At 63.6% G+C, this 22,824-nt stretch carries 18 protein-coding genes; 15 read left to right on the forward strand and 3 right to left on the reverse strand.

Annotated elements, in window-relative coordinates:
* The first annotated feature begins 218 nt into the window (after positions 1–218).
* The 11 genes from AB7290_RS13985 to AB7290_RS14035 all read left to right on the forward strand — a co-directional run bounded on the left by AB7290_RS13985 (position 219) and on the right by AB7290_RS14035 (position 16,204).
* Positions 219–1,208: an SDR family NAD(P)-dependent oxidoreductase gene (locus AB7290_RS13985; protein WP_085405851.1), complete on the forward strand. Its 990-nt coding sequence runs from the start codon at positions 219–221 to the stop codon at positions 1,206–1,208.
* 7 nt (positions 1,209–1,215) lie between these two features.
* Positions 1,216–2,628: a mannose-1-phosphate guanylyltransferase/mannose-6-phosphate isomerase gene (locus tag AB7290_RS13990; RefSeq protein WP_028153037.1), complete on the forward strand. Its 1,413-nt coding sequence runs from the start codon at positions 1,216–1,218 to the stop codon at positions 2,626–2,628.
* 181 nt (positions 2,629–2,809) lie between these two features.
* Positions 2,810–3,814, forward strand: coding sequence for a Gfo/Idh/MocA family protein (locus tag AB7290_RS13995; protein WP_028153038.1), 1,005 nt, complete (start codon positions 2,810–2,812; stop codon positions 3,812–3,814).
* Between the two features lie 40 nt (positions 3,815–3,854).
* Positions 3,855–5,006 (forward strand): DegT/DnrJ/EryC1/StrS family aminotransferase, encoded by a 1,152-nt coding sequence (locus AB7290_RS14000; protein WP_049807879.1) that lies wholly within the window; start codon positions 3,855–3,857, stop codon positions 5,004–5,006.
* A gap of 321 nt (positions 5,007–5,327) precedes the next feature.
* Positions 5,328–6,854 (forward strand): murein biosynthesis integral membrane protein MurJ, encoded by a 1,527-nt coding sequence (gene murJ, locus AB7290_RS14005; protein WP_028153040.1) that lies wholly within the window; start codon positions 5,328–5,330, stop codon positions 6,852–6,854.
* 154 nt (positions 6,855–7,008) lie between these two features.
* Positions 7,009–9,831, forward strand: a complete 2,823-nt coding sequence (locus AB7290_RS14010; protein ID WP_201266285.1) for an ATP-binding protein — start codon at positions 7,009–7,011, stop codon at positions 9,829–9,831.
* 146 nt (positions 9,832–9,977) lie between these two features.
* Positions 9,978–10,964: an alpha/beta hydrolase gene (locus tag AB7290_RS14015; protein WP_245344299.1), complete on the forward strand. Its 987-nt coding sequence runs from the start codon at positions 9,978–9,980 to the stop codon at positions 10,962–10,964.
* Between the two features lie 446 nt (positions 10,965–11,410).
* On the forward strand, positions 11,411–12,328 hold the full coding sequence (locus AB7290_RS14020) for an NADP-dependent oxidoreductase (RefSeq protein ID WP_028153041.1): 918 nt from the start codon (positions 11,411–11,413) through the stop codon (positions 12,326–12,328).
* A gap of 429 nt (positions 12,329–12,757) precedes the next feature.
* Positions 12,758–13,033, forward strand: coding sequence for a DUF1127 domain-containing protein (locus tag AB7290_RS14025; RefSeq protein ID WP_085405854.1), 276 nt, complete (start codon positions 12,758–12,760; stop codon positions 13,031–13,033).
* 283 nt (positions 13,034–13,316) lie between these two features.
* Positions 13,317–15,626 carry a xanthine dehydrogenase family protein molybdopterin-binding subunit gene (locus AB7290_RS14030; protein ID WP_085405855.1) on the forward strand — a complete coding sequence of 770 codons (2,310 nt, stop codon included), beginning with the start codon at positions 13,317–13,319 and terminating at the stop codon, positions 15,624–15,626.
* A gap of 131 nt (positions 15,627–15,757) precedes the next feature.
* The gene (locus tag AB7290_RS14035) at positions 15,758–16,204 is read left to right on the forward strand and encodes a c-type cytochrome (protein WP_028153044.1); all 447 of its coding nucleotides are present in this window, start codon (positions 15,758–15,760) and stop codon (positions 16,202–16,204) included.
* 134 nt (positions 16,205–16,338) lie between these two features.
* Here the strand turns inward: AB7290_RS14035 and AB7290_RS14040 are convergent, their stop codons facing one another.
* Positions 16,339–16,755, reverse strand: coding sequence for a hypothetical protein (locus AB7290_RS14040; RefSeq protein WP_144030893.1), 417 nt, complete (start codon positions 16,753–16,755; stop codon positions 16,339–16,341).
* 234 nt (positions 16,756–16,989) lie between these two features.
* Between AB7290_RS14040 and AB7290_RS14045 the strand changes: the two genes are divergently transcribed.
* Positions 16,990–18,273, forward strand: coding sequence for a cystathionine gamma-synthase family protein (locus AB7290_RS14045; protein WP_063982215.1), 1,284 nt, complete (start codon positions 16,990–16,992; stop codon positions 18,271–18,273).
* Between the two features lie 132 nt (positions 18,274–18,405).
* Here AB7290_RS14045 and AB7290_RS14050 read toward each other — a convergent pair whose 3' ends face one another.
* Entirely contained in the window at positions 18,406–18,657 is a 252-nt protein-coding gene (locus AB7290_RS14050) for a DUF1127 domain-containing protein (protein ID WP_085405857.1), read from the reverse strand.
* 170 nt (positions 18,658–18,827) lie between these two features.
* On the opposite strand from AB7290_RS14050, the gene AB7290_RS14055 reads away from it, so the two are divergent.
* Positions 18,828–20,396 carry a winged helix-turn-helix domain-containing tetratricopeptide repeat protein gene (locus tag AB7290_RS14055; RefSeq protein WP_085405858.1) on the forward strand — a complete coding sequence of 523 codons (1,569 nt, stop codon included), beginning with the start codon at positions 18,828–18,830 and terminating at the stop codon, positions 20,394–20,396.
* Between the two features lie 89 nt (positions 20,397–20,485).
* Here AB7290_RS14055 and AB7290_RS14060 read toward each other — a convergent pair whose 3' ends face one another.
* Entirely contained in the window at positions 20,486–20,902 is a 417-nt protein-coding gene (locus tag AB7290_RS14060; RefSeq protein ID WP_014493929.1) for a CHRD domain-containing protein, read from the reverse strand.
* Positions 20,903–21,056: 154 nt separating this feature from the next.
* On the opposite strand from AB7290_RS14060, the gene AB7290_RS14065 reads away from it, so the two are divergent.
* Positions 21,057–21,983 (forward strand): c-type cytochrome, encoded by a 927-nt coding sequence (locus tag AB7290_RS14065; RefSeq protein ID WP_085405859.1) that lies wholly within the window; start codon positions 21,057–21,059, stop codon positions 21,981–21,983.
* A 242-nt stretch (positions 21,984–22,225) separates the two neighbouring features.
* Positions 22,226–22,672, forward strand: coding sequence for an SgcJ/EcaC family oxidoreductase (locus AB7290_RS14070; protein ID WP_161495951.1), 447 nt, complete (start codon positions 22,226–22,228; stop codon positions 22,670–22,672).
* Positions 22,673–22,824: the final 152 nt, after the last annotated feature.

Genomic DNA, 22,824 nt, shown 5'->3' on the forward strand with positions numbered 1-22,824 from the left:
GCCCGCATGAACAGGGTTTGCGAAGATTTGAGGCAACCCGACGCGAGGCGTCGAATTCGGCCGCTTTGGTATGGTCTTGGCGCCGATCTTGCAATAGCGCTTATCCGGAGCGGTGATGAATAGCCGCGGGGCTATTGCGACGGCCTCGATACCGCGGCTAAAGAGGCGCCGCGGGGCCGGCTTGGGGACCGCGTGGCAACAGATCGCTTGGGAACAGGATGACGGATCAGGCGATTTTGGTCACGGGAGCCGCCGGGTTCATCGGCTTTCACGTCGCCCGGCAACTCCTGGCCGAGGGCCGGCCCGTGGTCGGGCTCGACAATCTCAACAGCTATTACGACCCGGCGCTGAAACAGGCGCGCCTGGCGCTGCTTCGGAACGATTCCCGCTTCGCCTTCGTCGAGGCCGATCTTGCCGACCGCGACACCATCGCGGCGCTGTTTGCGCGACATCGATTTGACAAAGTCGTGCATCTCGCGGCCCAGGCCGGCGTGCGCTACTCGATCGACCATCCGCACACTTACGCCGATTCCAACCTCCAGGGCTTTCTCAACGTGCTGGAGGGCTGCCGCAACAACTCTTGTCGTCATCTCGTCTACGCCTCGTCATCCTCCGTTTATGGCGCCAACACTAAACTGCCATTTGCCGTGCAGGACCGGACCGACCATCCCGTGAGCTTCTATGCCGCGACCAAGAAGGCGAACGAATTGATGGCGCAGTCCTACAGCCATCTCTACCGGCTGCCGGTCACGGGCCTGCGCTTCTTCACCATCTACGGCCCGTGGGGACGGCCCGACATGGCCCTGTTTCTGTTCGTGAACGCCATCATGGCGGAGCGTCCGATCCGGCTCTTTAACCATGGCAAAATGCGTCGCGACTTCACCTATATTGACGACGTCACCCGTGGAGTATCCAAGCTGATCGATCAGGTGCCCGCGGATAACCCGGCTGCCGCAAATGCGCCGTCTAAGGTCTACAATGTCGGCAACCACCATCCGGAAGAGCTGATGCATGTCGTCGGGCTTCTGGAGCAGGAGCTGGGTCGGACGGCAATCAAAGAATTGCTGCCGATGCAGCCGGGAGACGTCTTGGAAACGTTCGCAGATGTCGAGGATCTGACGCGCGACACCGGCTTTGCACCGTCAACGCCGATCGCGCTCGGGGTCCGCAATTTTGTCACCTGGTATCGGGACTACTTCAAGGTTTGAAATGACGATGGACAAACGCATTATCCCCCTGATCATGTGCGGCGGTGCCGGCACGCGGCTGTGGCCGGCTTCGCGCGAGGTGCGCCCCAAGCAGTTCCTGCCGCTGTTCGGCACGCGCTCGACCTTCCAGGACACGCTGCTGCGCGTGTCGGATGCCTCGCTGTTCGATCGTCCGATCGTTATCACCAATGCGTCCTATCGCTTCATGGTGCTGGAGCAGCTTGCCGAGATCGGCATCGAGGCCGACGTGATCCTCGAGCCGATGCGGCGCGATTCCGGCCCTGCGATCGCCGCGGGCGCGGTGTTCGCGCAGAACCGCACCAGTGACGCGATCGTGCTCGCGCTCGCCGCCGACCACGTGGTGCAGGACAATGCGGCCTTCGTCGCGGCGTGCCGTGAAGGCCTCACCGCCGCGAGCGCCGGGCGCATCGTCACCTTCGGCGTCAAGCCGGAGCGGCCGGCGACTGAATACGGCTATATCAGCCCGGGCGAGGTGATCTCCGGCGAGGTGCACGCCGTCGCGCGCTTCGTCGAAAAGCCTGATGCCGTGAAGGCGGCCGACTACCTCAGTTCGGGCTATCTCTGGAACAGCGGCAACTTCATGTTCCCGGCCACTGTCCTGCTCGACGAATACCGCAGGGTCGACGCGGCGAGCGTCGAGGCGATCTCCAATGCGGTGAGCAATGCCGGCCGCGATCTCGGCTTCGTGACGCTGGAGCCCGAGGCGTTCGGCGCGGCGAAGGCGATCTCGATCGACTATGCGGTGATGGAGAAGACCTCGCGCGCAGCGGTCGTGCCGGTGTCCTGCGGCTGGTCCGACGTCGGCTCCTGGCACGCGGTGTGGGAGTTGTCGGAGAAGGACGCGCAAGGCAATGCTTCGCACGGCAGCGCGGTGTTCGAAGACTCGCGCAACTGCAACGTCACCACAGATGCAGCGCTGGTCGCGCTCGAAGGCGTCGACGATCTCGTCGTGGTCGCCACCGCGGATGCGGTGCTGGTCTCGCGCCAGAAGGATGCCAACGGCCTGAAGCGCCTCGTGACGAAGCTGAAGGCGGTCGCACCGAAGGTCACCGAGGAGCATCTCAAAGTGCACCGGCCCTGGGGCAGCTACCAGTCCGTCGACAATGGCGAGCGCCACCAGGTCAAGCGCATCGTCGTCAAGCCGGGCGGGCGGCTGTCGCTGCAGAAGCACCATCATCGCGCCGAGCACTGGATCGTCGTCCGCGGCGCCGCCCGGGTGACCGTCAACGAGACCGTCAAGACGGTGCACGAGAACGAGTCCATCTACATCCCGATGGGCGCGGTGCACCGGATGGAGAACCCCGGCAAGATCATGCTGGAACTCATCGAGGTCCAGACCGGGAGCTATCTCGGGGAAGACGACATCATCCGGATTGAAGACGACTATCAAAGGTCGTAACCAGCAAGCTCCGAATCACGCGACCCGGGCCGGAAGGCGCAAGCTTTTGGCGCTAAGGCCCGGGGAACGTGTAACTTTTTGAATCAAATCGTGTCCGGTCAATTCGGCTGACATTCGCCACAAATGTGGCGCCCGTGCTAGAAGCGGCCCGGGGATTTGCGTTGAATCGGGGTTTACTCAGATGAGTTCCAAAGGGTTTGCACCGGCAAAGGCCGGCTTGCGCGTTGGCGTCGTTGGCGCGGGCGTGATGGGCAGCAACCATGCGCGCGTGCTCGCGGGTCTTCCAGGCGTCAGCCTCGTCGGTGTGGTCGATCCGTCGCCGGCGCATCTGACGCGCACCACCGAGCTTGCCAGCTGCCAGGGTTTCGAGACGCTCGACCAACTCCTCGCCGAAGGTGTCGACGCCGTCACCATCGCCGCGCCGACCCATCTGCATCACGAGGTCGCGCTCGCCTGCATCGCCAGGAACGTTCATGTGCTGGTGGAGAAGCCGATCGCCTCCACGGTCGCGGAAGGTCGCGAGATCGTCGCCGCCGCGCAAAAGGCCGGCGTGACGCTGATGATCGGCCATGTCGAGCGCTTCAATCCGGCGGTCGCCGCCGTCAAGCAGGCGATCGCTGGCGAGGATATTCTCTCCATCGCGATCACCCGTGTCGGTCCGTTCCCGCCGCGCATGTCCAATGTCGGCGTCGTCATCGATCTCGCCGTGCACGACATCGATCTGATCCGCTGGTTCACCGAATCCGACATCGTCGAGGTGCAGCCGCAATTGTCGAGCGCGGTCGCCGAGCGCGAGGACATCGCGCTCCTGCAGTTCCGCACCGCCAACGGCGTGCTCGCGCACATCAACACCAACTGGCTGACGCCGTTCAAGGCGCGCAGCGTCACGGTCGCGACCCGCGGCAAATACGTGATGGGCGATCTGTTGACGCGCCAGGTCACCGAGTGCTTCGGCTTCAAGCCGGACGGCAGCTATTCGATGCGGCATCTGCCGGTCGGCCATGACGAGCCGCTCCGCGCCGAGCTGATCGCGTTCCTGAAGGCCGTCCGCAACGGCGAGACGCCGGCGGTCACCGGCGACGAGGGCGTCGCCAGTCTCGAGATCGCCACGCAGTGCCTGGAAACACCGTCGCGGCCCGCAGCCACGTCGTCCGCCCGCAAGGGCCCGCGCCGCGTCGCGGGCTGATCTCTTCTCCATGTCGACCGCTCAAAACCCGCAAGGCGCCATGAACCAGCATCTGCGTTCCGAACCCATTCCCTTCGTCGACGTCGCCTCGCAGCGCCGCCGGCTCGGCGCCTCGCTCGATGCCGCCGTCAAGCGCGTCCTCGACCATTGCCAGTTCGTCAATGGTCCTGAAGTCGCCGAGCTCGAGAAGCAGCTTGCGGCCTATAGCGGCGCCAAGCACGTGATCGGCTGCGCCAGCGGCACCGATGCGATCCTGATGGTCATGATGGCGAAAAATGTCGGCCCCGGCGATGCCGTGCTGTGCCCGTCTTTCACCTTCATCGCAACCGCGTCGCCGGTGGCGCGCACCGGCGCGACGCCTGTCTACGTCGATGTCGATGAGGCCACCTTCAACATGAGCCCGGAGTCGCTGAAGCGCGGCATCGCGACCGCCCGCAAGGCCGGCCTGAAGCCGGTCGCGGTGATTCCGGTCGATTTGTTCGGGCAGCCCGCCGACCACGATGCCATCGCCGAGATCGCCAGGGCCGAAGGCCTGTTCGTGCTCGACGACGCCGCACAGGGGTTTGGTGCGAGCTACAAGGGCCGCAAGCTCGGCACCTTCGGGCTCGCCACCGCGACCAGCTTCTTCCCGGCCAAACCGCTCGGCTGTTTCGGCGACGGCGGCGCGATCTTCACCGATGACGACGAGCTCGCCGCGACGCTGCGCAGCATCCGCGTGCACGGGCAGGGCGTCGACAAATACGACAACGTCCGCCTCGGCCTGACCGGCCGGCTCGACACCATGCAGGCCGCGATCCTGATCGAGAAGCTGAAGATTTTTGACGACGAGATCGCCGCCCGCAACAAGGTTGCGGAGCGTTACGCGCGTGGCCTGTCCAACGTCGTCACCGTGCCGCGGCTTGCGCCGGGCAATACCTCGGTCTGGGCGCAGTATACGATCCGTCTTCCTGAGGGCACCGACCGCGACGGCTTTGCCGCCGCGCTGAAGGCCCAGGGCGTGCCGACCGCGATCTATTACGGCAAGTCGATGCACCAGCAGACCGCCTACAGGCAGTATCCGGTCGCGGACGGCGGCCTGCCGGGCTGCGAGAACCTGTCGCAGGACGTCATCAGCCTGCCGATGCACGCCTACCTGACGGAAGCCGACCAGGAGCGAATCATCGCCGCAGTGCGCGGCGCGATCGCGGGCTGATTTCGCCGTTTTGCCCTCCTTTCCCTCTCCCCCTGTGGGAGAGGGTGGCATAGGCGGCCTTCGGCCGCCGTCCCTTAAGAACGCCGATGCTTTGCATCGGCTATGGCGATGGCGGCGAGACGGGTGAGGGGTCTCTCTCCGCACGGAAAGCTGGGAGAGAGACCCCTCACCCGATTGAGTTTGTATCTACCTGCGGCGCTGCCCTCTCCCACAAGGGGAGAGGGCACAGCAATGCACATCGCAAGCCGAGCGCCCGTCTTTTTTGATCACGTCAAACTTCAAAGCCTTATCGTTGGGCTGATAAGTCTCTAAAACAGACGCATGCTCGGACGCATCTTCACGGTCGGTGGTTACACGCTGCTCTCGCGGCTGACGGGATTTGCCCGCGACATCATGCTCGCGGCGATCCTGGGCGCCGGCCCCGTGGCCGACGCCTTTTTCGTGGCGCTGCGGCTGCCCAATCATTTCCGCGCGATCTTCGCCGAGGGCGCCTTCAACGCCGCCTGGGTGCCCGCCTATGCGCATGTCCATGGCGAGCGCGGGGAGGGGGCGGCAAAATTGTTCGCCGACCGCATCTTCACGCTACTGCTGGCCTCGCAGGTGGTGCTGCTGATCGTCGCCTGGCTGTTCATGCCGCAGGCCATGAGCATTCTGGCGCCGGGCTTTTCCGAGGATGCCGAGCAGCGCAAGCTCGCGATCGAGCTGACACGGATCACCTTTCCCTATCTGCTGCTGATCACGCTGGTGACGCTCTATGGCGGCATGCTCAACGTGATGCAGCGCTTTGCCAGCGCCGCGGCGGCATCGATCTTCCTCAACATCTCCATGATGATGACGCTGGCGCTCGCCGCCTGGTTTCCCAGCGCGGGCCACGCCGCCGCCTGGGGCGTCCTGATCTCCGGCTTCCTGCAATATTTCCTGCTCGCGGGCGATCTCGCGCGCCACGGCGGCCTGCCGCGCTTTGCGCCGTTGAAGCTTGACGAAGACGTCCGCGGCTTCTTCAAGGCGCTCGGCCCGGCGACGCTGGGTTCGATGGGCACACAGGTTGCGCTGTTCGCCGACACCATCATCGCGACCTTCCTGCCGGCAGGCGCGCTGTCCGCGCTCTATTATGCCGACCGCCTCAACCAGCTGCCGATCGGTGTGATCGGCATCGCGATAGGCACGGTTCTGCTGCCGGAGATGTCGCGGCGGATCACCGCCAACGATCATGACGGTGCGATGAAGGCGCAGCGCCGCGCCTTCGATTTCACGCTGCTGTTCTCGATCCCGTTCGTGGCGGCCTTCATCACCGTGCCCGACGCGATCATGCGTGCGCTGTTCGCCCGTGGCGCGTTCTCGAAGGCCGATGCCGCCGCCGCCGGCGCCACGCTCGCGGCCTATGCCATCGGCCTGATCCCCTTCGTGCTGATCCGCAGCGCAGTCGCGACCTTCTATGCCCGCAAGGACACCGCCACGCCAGTGCGCGCCTCGCTGACCGGCATCGCGGTCAACGTCGCCCTGAAGGTGGCCTTGATGGGATCGCTCGCCCAGATCGGCCTGGCGCTCGCAACCGCCGTCGGTGTCTGGACCAATCTGCTGCTGGTGCTGTTCTTCGCCGTGCGGCGCGGCTTTCTCGTGCTGGACCGCGCCTGGCTGTTGTCGCTCGCCAAATTCCTGCTGACCGGACTGATCCTCGCCGCCACGTTCTGGCTGATCGCGCGCTTCAGCGGTTCTATGCTGGGCTCGATGCACTTCCGCGATGAGCTGATGCTGGTGCTGCTGGCCGTCGGAGGCACCATCGTCTACGCGCTCGCGATCCTCATCTTGTTCGGCCGCAGCTGGCTGGTCTCGCTGGTGCGCGGCTAGGCCTGTATCAATCCGACGGGCCAAAGCCTGCTGCAGCAGGCGAGACACGCCGGAAGCAGCCATCACGTATATGGCTCTCCTCTGGTTCCCGGTACATGGTAACGTTTAACCTCGGTCAAGTTCGAAAGGGTGCGGTCTCACCAACGGTTATGCGATGACCAGACGGGCGAAAAAGGCGACCTCGCCGCGGAAAGGGCGGGTTGGCGCTACCCTTGCGTCCCCCAGTTTGCAGGGTCGCGCGCAGGACATTGCGCTGATCGATCACCTGATCGAACGGATCGACCAAGGTGGCTCCACGCTTGTTATCAGCGGTGAGCCCGGCATCGGAAAATCTGCGCTCCTCGATGTTGCCAGGCACAGAGCCAGTGAACGCGGCTTCTCCGTCTTGAGCATGACCGGCGTCCTCGCCGAAGTCCATTTGCCGTTTGCAGCACTTGAACAGGCCTTGCGTCCGCTGATGAAAGGGGCCGAGGGCCTTGTCCCTCGCCAGCGATCGGCCTTGCTGGCCGCTTTTGGCATGCATGACGACGCGGGGCCGCCCGATATCTTCCTGGTCGCGCTCGCGACGCTGTCTCTTCTGAGCGAAAGGGCGACGCGCGAGCCTCTGCTACTTGTTGCCGACGATGCCCAATGGCTGGATCAGGCGACCTTTGAGGTGCTGGCCTTCGTCTCGCGCAGACTGAGCTCGGACCCGATCGTTCTCGTGGTCGCCATGCGCGACGACTTCAAGAGTTCGCTTGGCGACGCCTCCACCCTGAGGCTGCGCCTTTCAGGGCTCGATCAAGCCGACGCCGAGCGCTTGCTGGACGCCAACGCGCCGGGCCTTCCGGCGGAGCTGCGCAGCCGCTTCCTTCGGGAGGCCTCGGGCAATCCGCTGGCCCTTGTGGAGCTGCCCCGCGGAGAACGAGCCGCTGGAGATGCGCCCTGGCTTCCGCTGACCGACCGGCTCGAGCGCGCCTTCTCCAGTCGCTTGTCCGACCTCCCGCACATCGCGCAATTGCTGTTGTTCGTGACGGCGGAGAACGACGGGACATCGCTCCACGAAATCCTTTCCGCCGCCGAAGCCGTGTTGGGCGAGCGCGTGGGTATCGATGCCATCGCGCCCGCGGTCGCCGCGAAGCTCATCGAGATCAACGGGACGGAGGTGAGGTTTCGGCATCCGCTCGTTCGCTCCGCCATGCACCAGGCCGCCGACCCGGCGACCCGCCAAAGGATCCACGCCGCGCTTGCTGCCGTGATTCACGATCAGCTCGACCGCCAATTGTGGCATCGTGCCGCAGCAACGATCGGACCTGACGACGAGCTCGCCGGCGAATACGACCTGATGGCGGCGCGCGCGTTGCGGCGCGGCGCCGTGGCGATGGCGATCGAGGTTCTGGAAAGCGCGGCACGGCTGAGCAGCACGGCGAAGGCGAGAGGCGACCGGCTGTTGCGAGCGGCCGAACTCGCCGCCGATCTGGGGCAGCCGGAGCTCATGGAGCGCCTGCTGCGGCAGGCCGACATCGACGAGACGAACCAGTTGGCGCTGGTCCGGATCGCCTGGTGCCGTGAGATCAGCCAGCCCCCGGCGGTCAACGATCCCGCGAAGATTCTCGCATTGATCGGGTTCGCCGCGAAAGCCCACGCCGCCGGCGCGATCGATCTGGCCGCCAATCTTCTTTGGCGAGCCGCGCAACGCTGCTGGTGGAGCAGCGCAAGCGATGAACTCTGCGCAAGGGTTCACGATGCGGCTGCGCGGCTGGAATTGCCTGACGGGGACCCCCGCCTGATCGCGATATCCGCTTACGTCGAGCCGCTGCGGCGGGGGGCGGACTTGTACCTCAAGCTTCAGGGGCTTGCGGGAACGGCGCACAGCGACCCCACCGTTGCGAGCATCCTCGGCAGCACCGCCAATGTCATCGGGACCTTCGACATCGGCGTGAACTTTCTCGCCGAGTCCAGTGCCGTGCTGCGCATGCAGGGACGGCTCAGCGATCTCGCCCGGGTGCTTTTCGCCCAAGGGTGGGCGGAAATGGAAGTCGGTGACTGGCGGGGCGCCATGAGGGAGGCCGAGGAATCCGCCCGGCTTGCCGAAGAGACCGGCGGGCTTCCGTGGATTGCCGCAGCCACGATCCTGAAAGCCAGGCTCGCAGGAATGCAAGGCAATCTGGAGCAATCCGAAGCGTATGCGGCGCAGGCGGAAGCCCTGGCCCTGTCCATCGGCGCGAGTTTCCTGCTGGCCATGTTGCAGATCGCACGAGGCGTATCCGCAATCGGCGCGGGCCGTCATTGGGAGGCCTTTGAGCATCTGCGACGCCTGTTCACGCCGGCCGATCCCGCTTTCAATTTCGGCCTTCAGTTCTTTGGCCTCGCGGACTTCGTGGAGGCCGCCGTGTCGTCCGGCAATGCGGACGAGGCGAGCCGCGTGCTCGATGAGATCGAGCGCGCCTCGGCTCCGACGCCGGTGCCGTGGGTCGGGACGATGCTGCAATATGGCAAGGCGTTCCTCGCTGCGCCGGAAGACGCCGAGCCGTTCTTCCTGCAAGGTCTTGGACTGCAAGGTCTTGGACTGCAAGATCCTGGGCCGGCCGCGAAGAAATGGCCGTTCCTGCGAGCCCGTTTTCTCCTGGCCTATGGCGGATGGCTGCGCCGCCAGCGCAGATCCGCCAATGCGAGGGCTCCGTTGCGCGAGGCACGCGACATGTTCGATGCGCTCGGCGCTTCGCCCTGGAGCGATCGGGCCCGCGAGGAACTGCGCGCGTCGGGCGAAACCAGCCGCCGGCGAACCGAACAGGTGTGGGACACGCTGACCCCGCAGGAGCTTCACATCGCGCAACTCGCCGCCGAAGGTCTCTCGAACAAGGAGATCGGCGCCAGACTGTATCTGTCCCACAGAACCGTCGGGTACCACCTGCACCGGATCTTTTCGAAGGCCGGAATTACCTCGCGGTCCGGGCTACGCCCCGTTCTCGCAAGCATCAGCCGCCCCGCGGACTGATCGCCGTCCCGTCATCGGACTGGTCATTTGACAGAAGCGGCAGCCCCTCCGCGCGGGCTAGCTGTGCGAGTGCGTCTACCCCCAAGCAAAAGTTGACCATGAAACTGTTCTCTTCACTCGCAATCCTCAGCCTCGGAGCAATCCTCATGACCCAAGCCGCCGATGCGGCCCCAGACGCCGGGACCGACCCCCGGATCGATCCCCAGGTTCGCGCCTTCCTGCGCGAGATCAACAAGGATCCGAGCCCGTTCTGGGAGCTGCCCCAGCCCAAGCCGCAGGACATCCTGACGGAGCTTCAGAACAAGACGCCAGTCGACATGTCGGGGGTGAACACGACCGAGCAGACCATCACCCAGGATGGTCAGTCCGTGAAAATCTACATCATGAAGCCCGAGCACGTGACCGGAAAGCCCGGCGTACTGCTGTTCATTCACGGCGGCGTCTGGATCGTCGGCAATTTCCAGAACCATCAGCGTCTGTTGCGCGACCTGGTGGTCGGCTCCGGCCAGATCGGTGTTTTCGTTGAGTACACGTCCCTGCCGAAGGCGCGCTTCCCCACGCAGCTCGACCAGTCCTATGCGGTGCTGAAATGGGTGGCGGGCCACGCCGAAGAGTTCGGCGCGGACGGTAGCCGGATCGCAGTGGCCGGCAATTCGGTTGGCGGCAACATGACCGCGGCATTGTCGCTGATGGCCAAAGACCGCAGCGGACCCAAGATCAGCTATCAGGTCATGATGATCCCGGCGACCGACGCCAGCGTCGACACCGCATCCTACCACGAATATGGCACGGGACGATTTCTCGCCCGCGCCTTCATGAAATACGGCTGGGATCTGTACGCGCCGGACGCAGTGACGCGCAACAACCCCTACGTCTCGCCGCTGCGCGCCAGCCTGCAGCAATTGAAGGGGCTTCCCCCGGCTCTTGTCATCACCGCAGAGAACGATCCGCTGCGCGACGAAGGCGAGGCTTACGCGCGCAAGCTCAAGGAGGCCGGAGTGTCCGTGATCGCGACCCGCTACAACGGGATGATCCACGACTTCGTCCTGCTGAACGGCATCCAGAGCGACCCCGAGCCCAAGGCCGCGATTCGGCAGATGTCGGCGGAGATCAAGGCACATCTCGCGCCTTGATCTAGCCTTTGAAGAGCAGGCGGCGACACCGTCGCCGCTTGCTACGTTTTGATTGATCCCGAACTTATGATTGCGACGTTCTCGCGCAATGCCCCGGTGACTGAATAAGTCCAGTCGGTTGGTCTCGGCAGCAACTTGCCAAGCCCAGTCTTGCGATTCTCGTCGGCTCACAGTCTCAAGGCCGACATCACGGCATCGGTTGGTACAGCCAGAATCGTCAATCTTGGTACTTTTTTATGGCCAGGCGCGACGCATCTACTCGCTACGACCGTGGATCGGAGCGAGCCCGATCCATCGGGCTTGGCGGGAGTTCCGATCGGTGCAGACAACTCAATCGCCGACACGGAGACAGGAGTTCCACACTGGCTGGCATTTTGTGGAAAGCCGGCGCGTGCGCGCTCCCTCACATTTCCACCGAAGAGACAAATGACCAAGGAGAAAATCTCATGAAGGCGATCGTTGTAACGGAGCAAGCCGCGGGAACGGCCGGTATGAAACTGGTGCACCGGCCCGAGCCGCAGGCAGCGATAAACGATGTCGTCGTCCAGGTTCATGCGTCGAGATTTATCCCGACTGAGCTTGCGTGGCCCTCGAGCTGGGCCGATCGCCTTGATCGCGACCGAACGCCGTCGATCCCTGGGCACGAGCTGGCCGGAGTGGTCTCTGCCCTTGGATATGGAACGACGGGGCTGTCGGTGGGACAACGGGTGTTCGGCCTCGCGGACTGGTATCGCGACGGCACGCTGGCCGAGTACGTGGCGATCGAGGCGCGCAACCTTGCGCCGCTGCCTGGCGACGTCGACTTTACCGTGGGCGCGAGCCTGCCGATCTCGGGCCTCACCGCGTGGCAAGGGCTGTTCCAGCACGGTTGCCTTCAGGCGGGGCAGAGCGTGCTGGCACACGGGGCGGCGGGCGCAGTCGGGTCTATGGTGACGCAACTCGCACGAGCGGCTGGAGCTTACGTCATCGGCTCCGGACGTGCCGCCGATCGTCAGACAGTGCTCGACCTCGGTGCGAAGGAGTTCGTCGACCTCGACAACGACGCACTGGAGGACATCGGCGAAGTCGATCTGGTGTTCGATGTCATCGGTGGTGACATCCAGAAGCGGTCCACAGCACTCATTCGAGCCGGGGGAACACTTGTGTCCATCGTCGGGCCGACGGAGGCGCGGCCTTCCAACGGGCTGGCGATCGACTTCGTCGTCGAGGCTGATCGTGCCCAACTGAGTGAGATCGTCCAGCGGGTGCGGGACGGACGACTGCGGACTAACATCGGCAACGTCTCGAGCCTCGACGATGCCGTCGCCGCCTTAAATTCGACCGAGCGACGTAAGGGAAATACGATTATCCGCGTTCGTCCCTAAGCGACGCACGTCCGTTGATGCGCGCAGCCTGTCGGCTCGTCCAGGTCGGCCGGCTGTTGAGAATGTCCCAGGGGGCAATGGCCGCCCTCTCGGAGCGGTCGTAAACGTCCGCTTTGGAATGCCCCTCGCGTAGGGGACATGAACCGTCGCGTCGAATGAGCGAATTCGTCGGAGCGAGGGACTCGCCTCCAAGGTGTAACCGACCTCCGCACATCCCTTGATTTTGCACGATTGCCGTGGTATTGGCGCCGCATGATCAAATCGTTGCGCCATTTCAACCGCAACCACATGACCCGCTTCGGCTGGGCCGTGGAAGGAGTCGCGCGCTAGGAATTCGACGACGACATCTTTTCCACCAGGCCCCGCCGGCATCGGACGGGGCCTTTTGTTTGGCCTCGCTCCCTGCCGGCACAACAGCAGGAGCATCCGATGCCACCCCAACAGACGAACATCTCATCCGAGATTGAGCGCGATGCCGCGAGGCTTCGCCTCGACCTCTCCATCGTCTTGGGACTGATCAAGCGATACTGGCGTGCGTTTCAGGAGCGGCGGCAGCGCCCGCAGGTCGCATTGCAGGACCTGAGTGACAGGGAGCTGATGGATATCGGCTTGACGCGTAGCGAGATCGACTACATCACGCCTGAACGCGCTATCGATACGCTGAGAGATCGCGCCACGGATCTTTGGAGGCGGGGCGTGATATAGGTGATCAACCGTCAGAAGCGGAGATACGCATTGCGAACAAGCGGCAGTCAGCACGACTACTTCTTAGGAGTGCACCGCGGGACGAGTTCGGCAACTATCGTGCCATCAACCGAACCGTTCCTCACAGGGAAATGACCGGGCTGCGGCGTTTTCGGCGCATCCCGCTCTGACAGGCGAGGCACCGGGCGAGCCTGCGCGGCCTGTGCCCGCCTAAAGCCGTTTGCCTTGCCACTTTTTCCACGGCAATATGCCCGCAAAACAACCATGAGGACGGGATAAGAAAATGGCGGCTCCCATCAAGTTCGGCGTTGGCCAAAGCGTGCTGCGCAAGGAGGATGACGCGCTCATCCGCGGCAAGGGCCGATATACCGACGATTATGCGCCGCAGGCCGCGCTTCGCTGCCTGATGCTGCGCTCGCCGCACGCGCATGCCAAATACACCATCGATGCGAGCCGGGCTCGCACGCTGCCGGGCGTTGCGCTGATCCTGACCGCCGATGATGTGAAGGATCTCGGCAATCTGCCCTGCCTGTTCAATCTCGAGACCGATCCGTTCACCGGCCCGCCTTACCCGATCCTCGCCAAGGACGAGGTGCGCCATGTCGGCGATTCCATCGCCTTCGTGGTCGCCGAGACCATCGACCAGGCCCGCGACGCGATCGAGGCGATCGAGGTCAAATGGAGCCCGCTGCCGGCGGTGACCGGCGTCGTCAACGCGGTCAAGAAGGGCGCCCCGCAGGTCTGGCCGGACAAGGCCGGCAACGTGCTGTTCGACGTCTCGATCGGCGACAAGGCGGCGACCGAGGCTGCCTTTGCGAAGGCGCATGCGGTGGCCGAAATCTCCATCGTCAATCCGCGCGTGGTCGCGAGCTTCATGGAAGCGCGCGCGGCCGTTTGCGAATACGACGCCAAGCGCGACCACCTGACGCTGACCGTCGGCAGCCAGGGCAGCCATCGCCTGCGCGACATCCTCTGCCAGAACGTGCTCAACATCCCGACCGAGAAGATGCGGGTGATCTGCCCCGACGTCGGCGGCGGTTTCGGCACCAAGCTGTTTCCGTACCGCGAATACGCCTTGATGGCGGTCGCCGCGCGGCAGCTCAAGAAAGCCGTGAAATGGGCGGCCGACCGCACCGAGCATTTCATGGGCGATGCGCAGGGCCGCGACAACGTCACCACCGCCAAGATGGCGCTGGCCGAGGACGGCAAATTCCTCGCGATGGATTGCGACCTGATGGGCGACATGGGCGCGTATCTGTCGACCTTCGGCCCCTACATTCCGCATGGCGGCGCCGGCATGCTGCCGGGCCTCTACGACATCCAGGCCTTCCACTGCCGGGTGCGCACCATCTTCACCAACAGCGTGCCGGTCGATGCCTATCGCGGCGCGGGCCGCCCCGAGGCCGCTTACGTCATCGAACGCCTCGTGGACGCCTGTGCGCGAAAACTCGACATGACGCCGGACGCCATCCGCCGCAAGAATTTCATTCCGCCGAAGGCGCTGCCCTACAAGACGGCCACGGGCAAGGTCTATGATTCCGGCGATTTCGCCGCGCATCTCAAGCGCGCGATGGATATCGGCGAGTGGAAGGAATTTCCGAAGCGCGCCAAGGCAGCCAAGAAGAATGGCCTGATCCGCGGCATTGGCCTTGCGAGCTATGTCGAGATCTGCGGCGTGATGGGCGAGGAGACCGCCAATGTGCGGCTCGATCCCAGCGGCGACGTCACCGTCCTGATCGGCACACAGTCGAGCGGGCAGGGCCACCAGACGGCTTATGCGCAGATCGTCGCCGAGCAGTTCGGCCTGCCGCCGGAGCGCGTGCACGTGCGCCAGGGCGACACCGACGAGATCGCCACGGGGCTCGGCACCGGCGGCTCGGCCTCGATCCCGTCAGGAGGCGTCAGCGTCGAGCGCGCCACGCGCGAGCTTGGGCAGAAGCTGAAGGAGATCGCGGCGCAGGCGATGGAAGCCAGTGCCGGCGACCTCGAGCTCTCCGACGGCGTCGTGCGGATCGCCGGCACCGACCGTTCGATGTCGTTCGCCGATCTCGCCAAGCGCGGGAGCGCCGATCCATCGAAGCTTAACGGCAGCGCGACCTTTGCCAGCGCCGACGGCACCTATCCGAACGGCACGCATCTGGCGGAAGTCGAGATCGATCCGGCCACCGGCATCATCAAGATCGTCAACTACGTGATCGTCGACGATTTCGGGAAGACGCTCAATCCGCTGCTTTTGGCGGGCCAGGTGCATGGCGGCGCCATGCAGGGTATCGGCCAGGCGCTGATGGAGCAGGTGGTCTACGGCGCCACTGACGGGCAACTGATCACCGCGACCTTCATGGACTACGCGCTGCCGCGCGCGGCTGATGGTCCGGACTTCGTATTCGAGACCAGCAACGTTCCCTGCACGACCAACCCGCTGGGCGTGAAGGGGGCGGGCGAGGCCGGCGCGATCGGCTCCTGTCCGGCCGTCGTCAACGCCATCGTCGACGGGCTCTGGCGCGAATACAAGATCGACCACATCGACATGCCGGCCACCCCGGAGCGGGTGTGGATCGCCGTCAACGAGCACCACCGCCGTCACAGCCTTTAATCTCGAGCTCGACCAAATAATCCATAGTGCGACGATCTATCGCCGCGCTTTGGATGGAATGAACTCTGCCAATCGGTGTTGGCCCAATGTGGGGTCAGCACGATCCTGTCTCAGGGAAAGGGATTTTGCGAATGAAGCGAGTGTTGGTTGTTGGGGGCGCGCTGCTGCTCGGCATGGGCGCGGTTTGGGCGCAGCAGGACTCCGTCAAGGAGGTCCAGACCCTCATGAAGGGCAACGGCAAGAACGCCGGCGCGGTTGCGGCGATCGTCAAGGGCGAGAAGCCTTACGACCAGGCCACGGTGGACAGCGCACTGGCGCAGTTCGCGGATACGGCCAAGAAGCTGCCAAACCTGTTCCCGGCGAGCGCAAAGGGCCAGAAGCCCGAGGGCGACTACAGCGCCTCGCCGAAGATCTGGGAGGACAAGGCCGGCTTCGACGCCAAGATCGCAAGCTTCGCCAAGGTCGTCGGCGAGGCCAAGGGCAAGATCAAGGACCTCGATTCGCTCAAGGCGACTTTTCCCGCGGTCGGCAAGGAATGCGGCGGCTGCCACGAGACCTTTCGTGTGAAGAACAGCTGACGCGGAGTCGGCAAAAAGTGAGGGCGGATGCGCACGGCATCCGCCCTTTTTGCGTTGTGCGCGGGCGCCTCGGTTGACTCGTACGCCTTTTCGGTCGGACGCGCATCTGGGCGGATCGAAGGCGAGCGTATTGCTCAGCCGGCTCCCGATGCTTTTCGAGCGGCAGGCTTGCGAGTCTCTTTTTCGAGTAACCACCCCAAAGCCTTCGCTGGGTTCAACCAGCGCACCTCATCGATCTGTTCGGCGAGCGTCAGCGCATGAACGGTCAGTACCTCAATGTCCTGAGGGTCGACGTCCGCCTTTTCCAGCACGTGTATGCACCGGTTGATCGCCGCCAGATCGAGCTGAAGTTGCTCGACACTTGAGTGGTGATGTTTGGCCCCCACGACTTTCCATGGTCTCATTGCGCGCACTTTTTTTTTCTCCTCATACGCGGTCACGCCTTCGTGAGTGCAGTTTGTGGCGGCAACACGAAAATGGATGGACGGAATCGGGGATGTTTGCGGGCGGCCCGTCAAAGGTAGGGCAGCAGCGGGGGAGGCTTGGACCATTGCGTTGAGGTGCCTCGGTTACCGAGGCATCGATTCGTCGAACCACACCAAAGGCAAAATTTGTTTGCGAGGCCTGGCTGATCGCTGTCGGGGCGCCACGTATGAGCTTATCTTCAACCGCAGCCGCTGCGACGTTGACGAGAGTTGTTGGATGCAGGCGCATCCGAGTCGTGTGCTTCGATCGCAGAGTTCCAATTCGCAGCGAGAATCTGAATCAAAACAGCGAGGCAGGCCATGGTCAAACCGTTCCCGTCGAAGACGCACATCGGCAACCATATGCTGCATCCTGAAACGCTGATGCTGACCTATGGCTATGATCCGCAATTGTCGGAAGGCGCCATCAAGCCGCCGGTGTTCCTGACGTCCACCTTCGTGTTCAAGACGGCCGACGACGGGCAGGACTTCTTCGATTTCGTCGCCGGCCGGCGCGAGCCGCCGGAAGGGATGGGCGCGGGGCTGGTCTATTCGCGCTTCAATCACCCCAACAGCGAAATCGTCGAGGACAGGCTCGCGATCTACGAGCGCACCGAGAGCTGCGCGCTGTTCTCATCCGGCATGGCGGCGATTGCAACCACGATCCTGGCGTTCGTCCGCCCCGGCGATGTCATCCTGCACTCCCAGCCGCTCTATGGCGGGACGGAAACCCTGCTGACGAACACGCTTGCGCGCCTGTCGATCGGCGCCGTCGGCTTCGCCGATGGCGTTGATGAAGCGGCGGTCAGCCAGGCCTCGGAGGAGGCCATGCGCAAGGGCCGGGTCTCGATGATTCTGATCGAAACTCCGGCCAACCCGACCAACGGGCTGGTCGACGTCGCGATGATGCGCCGTGTCGCCGAAGCCATCGGAAAGACCCAGGGGCACATTCCAATCATCGCCTGCGACAATACGCTGCTCGGTCCGGTGTTTCAGCGGCCGATCGAGCATGGTGCGGACATTTCCCTGTACTCGCTTACGAAATATGTCGGCGGTCATTCGGACCTGATCGCGGGTGCCGCGCTCGGCGCGAAGGCGATCGTGAAGGGCATCAAAGCGCTCCGCGGCGCGATCGGCACCCAGCTCGATCCGCATTCCTGCTGGATGATCAACCGCTCGCTCGAGACGCTGAGCCTGCGCATGGAAAAGGCCGACAGCAACGCGCGCCTCGTGGCGGACTATTTGCGCGATCACCCCAAGGTGGCCAAGGTCCACTATCTCGGCCATCTCGAGAAGGCTTCGCCGGCCGGAATGGTGTTCGCGCGGCAGTGCCTGGGGGCGGGCTCCACCTTCTCGTTCGACATCGTCGGCGGCAAGGACGCGGCGGTGAAATTCCTCAACGCGCTGCAAATCCTCAAGCTGGCGGTGAGTCTTGGCGGAACGGAGTCGCTTGCGAGCCTGCCTGCAACCATGACCCATTCCGGCGTTCCCGCCGACATCCGCCGCAAAATCGGTGTGCTTGATTCCACGATCCGGCTGTCGATCGGCATCGAAAACCCGTCGGACCTGATCGCGGACCTCACACAGGCGCTGAACGCGGCTTGAGGGCGTAGCCCCGACATTGCCGAAGCGTCCCCAAGCAACGCAATGAGGTCGGCCATGCCGCCGCTCGCGCGAGCCAAGGTGCCAAGCCGTTGGTCAGGCTGGTGTCCCCTGGCAGGCCGAATGGCTCCGGACTTACGCTCCGCGCGAATGGCTCACGATGTCTCGCGGGTCGATATCGCGGCTGGAGGCAACGTAGTCGATCTCGCCGCGCGTCGTGCCGATGTCCATCAACTCCCGGTCACTCAAGCCGGACAACGTGCCGCGCAATCTCTGGCGATCGCGACGTGCCTGAAAGACATCCCAGTACTTCCGGATCAGGCTGCGGACATGCCGGGACGATATGGACGCCCGTTCCGGCCACATTGTACCTTGGATCAGGGTCATTGCGGTGCCTTCGGAGGGTGTTTTTCACCCCGAGAAGGTGCCCGAAGACCGACGCGCGTGCTTGACCGACAGCTTACATTTTTCCTACCGGCAGCTTATTCTTGCGACGTCCAGCGGGCCCAAAAGCCCACCCCGGTCGCCCCGGAGGGCTCACCCAAGGGATTCGCACCGTGCGCTATCTCTTTGAGGAGTATGCATTCGACGCCGGTCGGCGAGAGCTGCATCGCGGAGCGGATCGGATCTCAGTTACGCCACTGGTGTTCGATCTCCTCGATTACCTGATCCGCAACCGGGAGCGCGTCGTAGGCAAGGATGAACTCATCGATGCCATTTGGCAGGGGCGCTGCGTGTCCGATGCTGCGCTGACGACCCGCCTCAACAGTGCGCGATGCGCGATCGGGGACTCTGGCGAAGAGCAGCGGCTGATAAGAACACTGCCACGCAGAGGCTTCCGCTTCGTGGGTCAGGTCCGGGAAACGCTTGCCGCCGAGGGCGCAGCGGCCGCCGACGGCGGAGCCGAGACGCCGAAACCTGCGCTCTCGCTTCCCGACAAACCCTCGATCGCGGTCCTTCCATTCGCCAACCTGTGCCCGGATCCGGAGCAGGACTATTTTGCCGACGGTATGGTCGAGGACATCATTTCGGGACTGTCGCGTTCGAAGTCTCTTTTCGTCATCGCGCGACATTCGACTCTGGCCTACAAGGGCAGGGCGATCGACGTAAAACAGATCGGTCAGGAGCTGGGCGTTCGCTACGTGCTCGAAGGCAGTGTGCGCAAAGCCGGCAATCGAGTCCGAATCGCCGGTCAGTTGATCGACGCGGCGACCGGCCTGAATCTCTGGACGGACCGGTTTGACAGTGAGATCGAAGATCTTTTCGACCTGCAGGATCGGCTGACGAGCAGCGTCATCGGCGCAATCTCCCCGCGACTGGAGCGCGCCGAAATCGAGCGCGCCCAACGCCAGCCGACCGACAACCTTCAGGCTTACGACTATTATCTTCGGGCATTTGCCTCCTTCTTCAAATTCACCGAGGAAGCAAGCATCGAGGCTATCGAGCTCGCAAAAACTGCCCGCGAGATCGATCCCGAATTCGCGCGTGCATACGCGCTCGGCGCCCGTTGCTATGTCCTGAGGAATGTTTTCGACTGGATCACTGATGAAGCCCATGAACACAGTGAAGCCGCGCGGCTGGCGAGGCGGGCGGTCGAGCTTGACCCGAATGATCCGTCGGTGCTTGCGATGGCCGGACACGCGCTCTCCCAGGTGGCAGGCGAGGTCGAGGAAGGCGATGCTCTTCTCGTGCGCGCGATAAAGCTGGACCCAAACCTCGTCATCGCACGACATTGGAACGGTTGGAGCCAACTCTGGCTTGGTCGTGGTGATGCCGCAATCGAGCAATTCAACACCGCATTGCGTTTGAACCCGCTTCATCCGCATGGGGGCGCCAATGCCCAGACGGGCTTGGCTTACGCTCATTTTCTTGCTGACCGTCATGATGACGCCTTGGCTTGCGCGGCAGCCGCCATCAGGCTGATACCGATCTTTCCGCCTGCGCAATTCATTCTGGCGGCATGCCATGCGGCGTCAGACCGGGTTGGGGAAGCCCGGCGGATTTGCGACCGTGCGATGCAACTATGTCCCAATAAGCGTATCGATGCGTACACACGGCGATACCGCCGACGGGAAGATGTCGAAAAGCTGACGCAAGCGCTCCGGGTTGCCGGCATGCCGGAATGAGCGTGCGCGGCCACCTCGCGGCGTGCGGAATCGAAAAGGCCGGACGCTCCCTCCGGCGCCCGGCCTTCGCGTACGAAGCAGCCTTGAGGTTACTTCGTCACCTGGCCGCGGATCTCGCCGCCCGGATTGGCCGCGGTGTGGATGTTGACGTAGAGCTTGCCGGCGAGCAGATCGGCGGCCTGCGCATCGGTCAGCGTCGCCGAGCCCTCGACCGGGCTGGAGGTTGCATTCGGGATCGCGACCGCGACGCCGGCGTTCTTGCCGGCCTCGGCCGGCCCGTGGAAGTGGGCGGCTGTTGCCGGGCCGGACAGACCGGAATAGGTGACCTTCCAGGACAGCTTCTTGCTGGCGGCATCATAGTCCAGATCGGCGGTTCCGGTGCCGCTGGTGGTGGTTGCTGGCACCTCGGACTTGCCGTCGAGCGTTGCTTTCAGCTTTTCGGCGCCGGCGGGGGCTGCAAAAGCTGCGGCGCCCAGCGCGACCATGGCGATGACGGTCTTGTTCATGACATTCTCCCTGAGGCCTCGTTGGCCCTGCCAACCTTCCAACATTGGCCGTTTCAGTTTATTCCCGAATCCGGCCGGGGCGGGCTAAATTCTTCGTGGCTGGAGCCGCGCGGACATCGGCCATAAGTTCGCGGCAAGCAATGAATGGATCTGCATGTTGCAACGAACAATTGTCGTGGCGCTGCTTGCCGCGGTCGCTGCTGCGGGCGTCTATTGGTGGCTCAGCGCGCCGGTGGTGGCGGCCGGTGCCGCCGCGCCTGCCCATGTCCCCAATCTCGCCAATGGCGAGGTGATGTTTAACGCCGGCGGATGCGCGTCCTGCCATGCCGTCCCCGACCAGCCCGATCGCACCCGGCTCGGCGGCGGCGTCGCGATCAAGTCGCCGTTCGGAACGTTCTACGCGCCGAACATCTCCTCCGATCCGACCTACGGCATCGGCAAATGGACCGACGCCGATTTCGTCAACGCGGTCATGCATGGGGTCTCGCCGGACGGACAGCATTATTTCCCGGCCTTTCCCTACACGTCCTATCAGCACGCCAGGCGCGAGGACGTGCTCGACCTCTTCGCCTATCTGAAAACGTTGCCGCCCGTTGCAGGCAAGGTGCGTGACCACGACGTGCGCTTTCCGTTCGACATCCGGCGTAACATCGGGATCTGGAAATTCTTGTTTATGGACGGAAAGCCCTTCGTCGCCGACGGCACGAAGTCGCCGCAATGGAATCGCGGCGCCTATCTCGTCAACAGTTTCGGCCATTGCGCCGAATGCCACAGCCCGCGCAATGCGCTTGGCGGCATTATCTCCGGAGAACGCTTTGCCGGCGGCCCCAATCCGGAAGGCGAGGGCTGGGTGCCCAACATCACACAGAAGCGTCTCGGCGAGTGGAGCGCGAAGGATATTGCCTATTTCCTCAAGACCGGCGAATTGCCCGACGGCGACAGTGTCGGCAGCGCGATGACGCGCGTGATCAAGAACACCTCGCAATTGCCGGACGAGGATCTCGCGGCGATGGCGGATTACATCAAATCGCTGCCGCCGGTGGACGGGCCGCCGCGGCCGAAACGCAAGGAAGGCAGCTAGGGGGGTATTCATAAGGCGATAAATATCGCCCATTTGGCCGCAACCGCCGAGTGCCGTAATCATGTCCGCTATTGGAGAACAGGCTGACCAGCTTCAAACGCTAACGCACTTCCGAATCTGACGACCCAAAGCTGTCGTCGGACAGGGCAACGGCTTACGACCGCTACTGACCCTCCATACCTGTGTGCAAGGCGAACGTTGTTCAAGTATGTTACAGAACTCGATGAAACCTGGAGGCTATGATGAAATTTCTGGCGCTGGCGTTTTGTTTCTTGTTTGGCGCTTCTGGAACGGTTGCGTTTGCGGGGCCTGCAGACGAGGCCAACGCTGTGATCGATCAATGGTCAGCGACGTATAGTGCAAACGACCGCGACGCGCTCGTCGGTCTATACGCCCCCGACGCGGTTTTGCTTGGAACGACAAGCCCGGTAATTTCCGAAGGAGCAGAGGGGATACGGAAATATTTTCAGGAATTGCCGGGAAGCGGTCGCAAGAACTCGATTGTCGAGATACGAACGCTCGTCCTCAGCGAGACATCCGTCTTGGGAATCGGATTTTACAATTTTGCTCGAGCTGCAGAGAACGATACACCCCGGCCATCACGCTTTACTTTCGTGCTTGTGAAGCGCGACGGTCGATGGATGATCGCGCACCACCATTCGTCACCGCTGTCGGCCGCGCGTCAGTAGCTGTCGGAATTTTGGGAGACATCCTGCAACGATAGCAAGCGAGTGCTCATGGCCGCTAACGGGCTCGGCCGCGGTTCGGACCGATGTCAGCTAAATGGCCCCAACTCGGACCATAAGTGAATCCGCCTTTGCGCCGCTGCCGAGCCATAGCG

This window comes from Bradyrhizobium sp. 613_E4_N2_2, from assembly GCF_052075995.1.
GTDB classification, from domain to species: domain Bacteria; phylum Pseudomonadota; class Alphaproteobacteria; order Rhizobiales; family Xanthobacteraceae; genus Bradyrhizobium; species Bradyrhizobium barranii.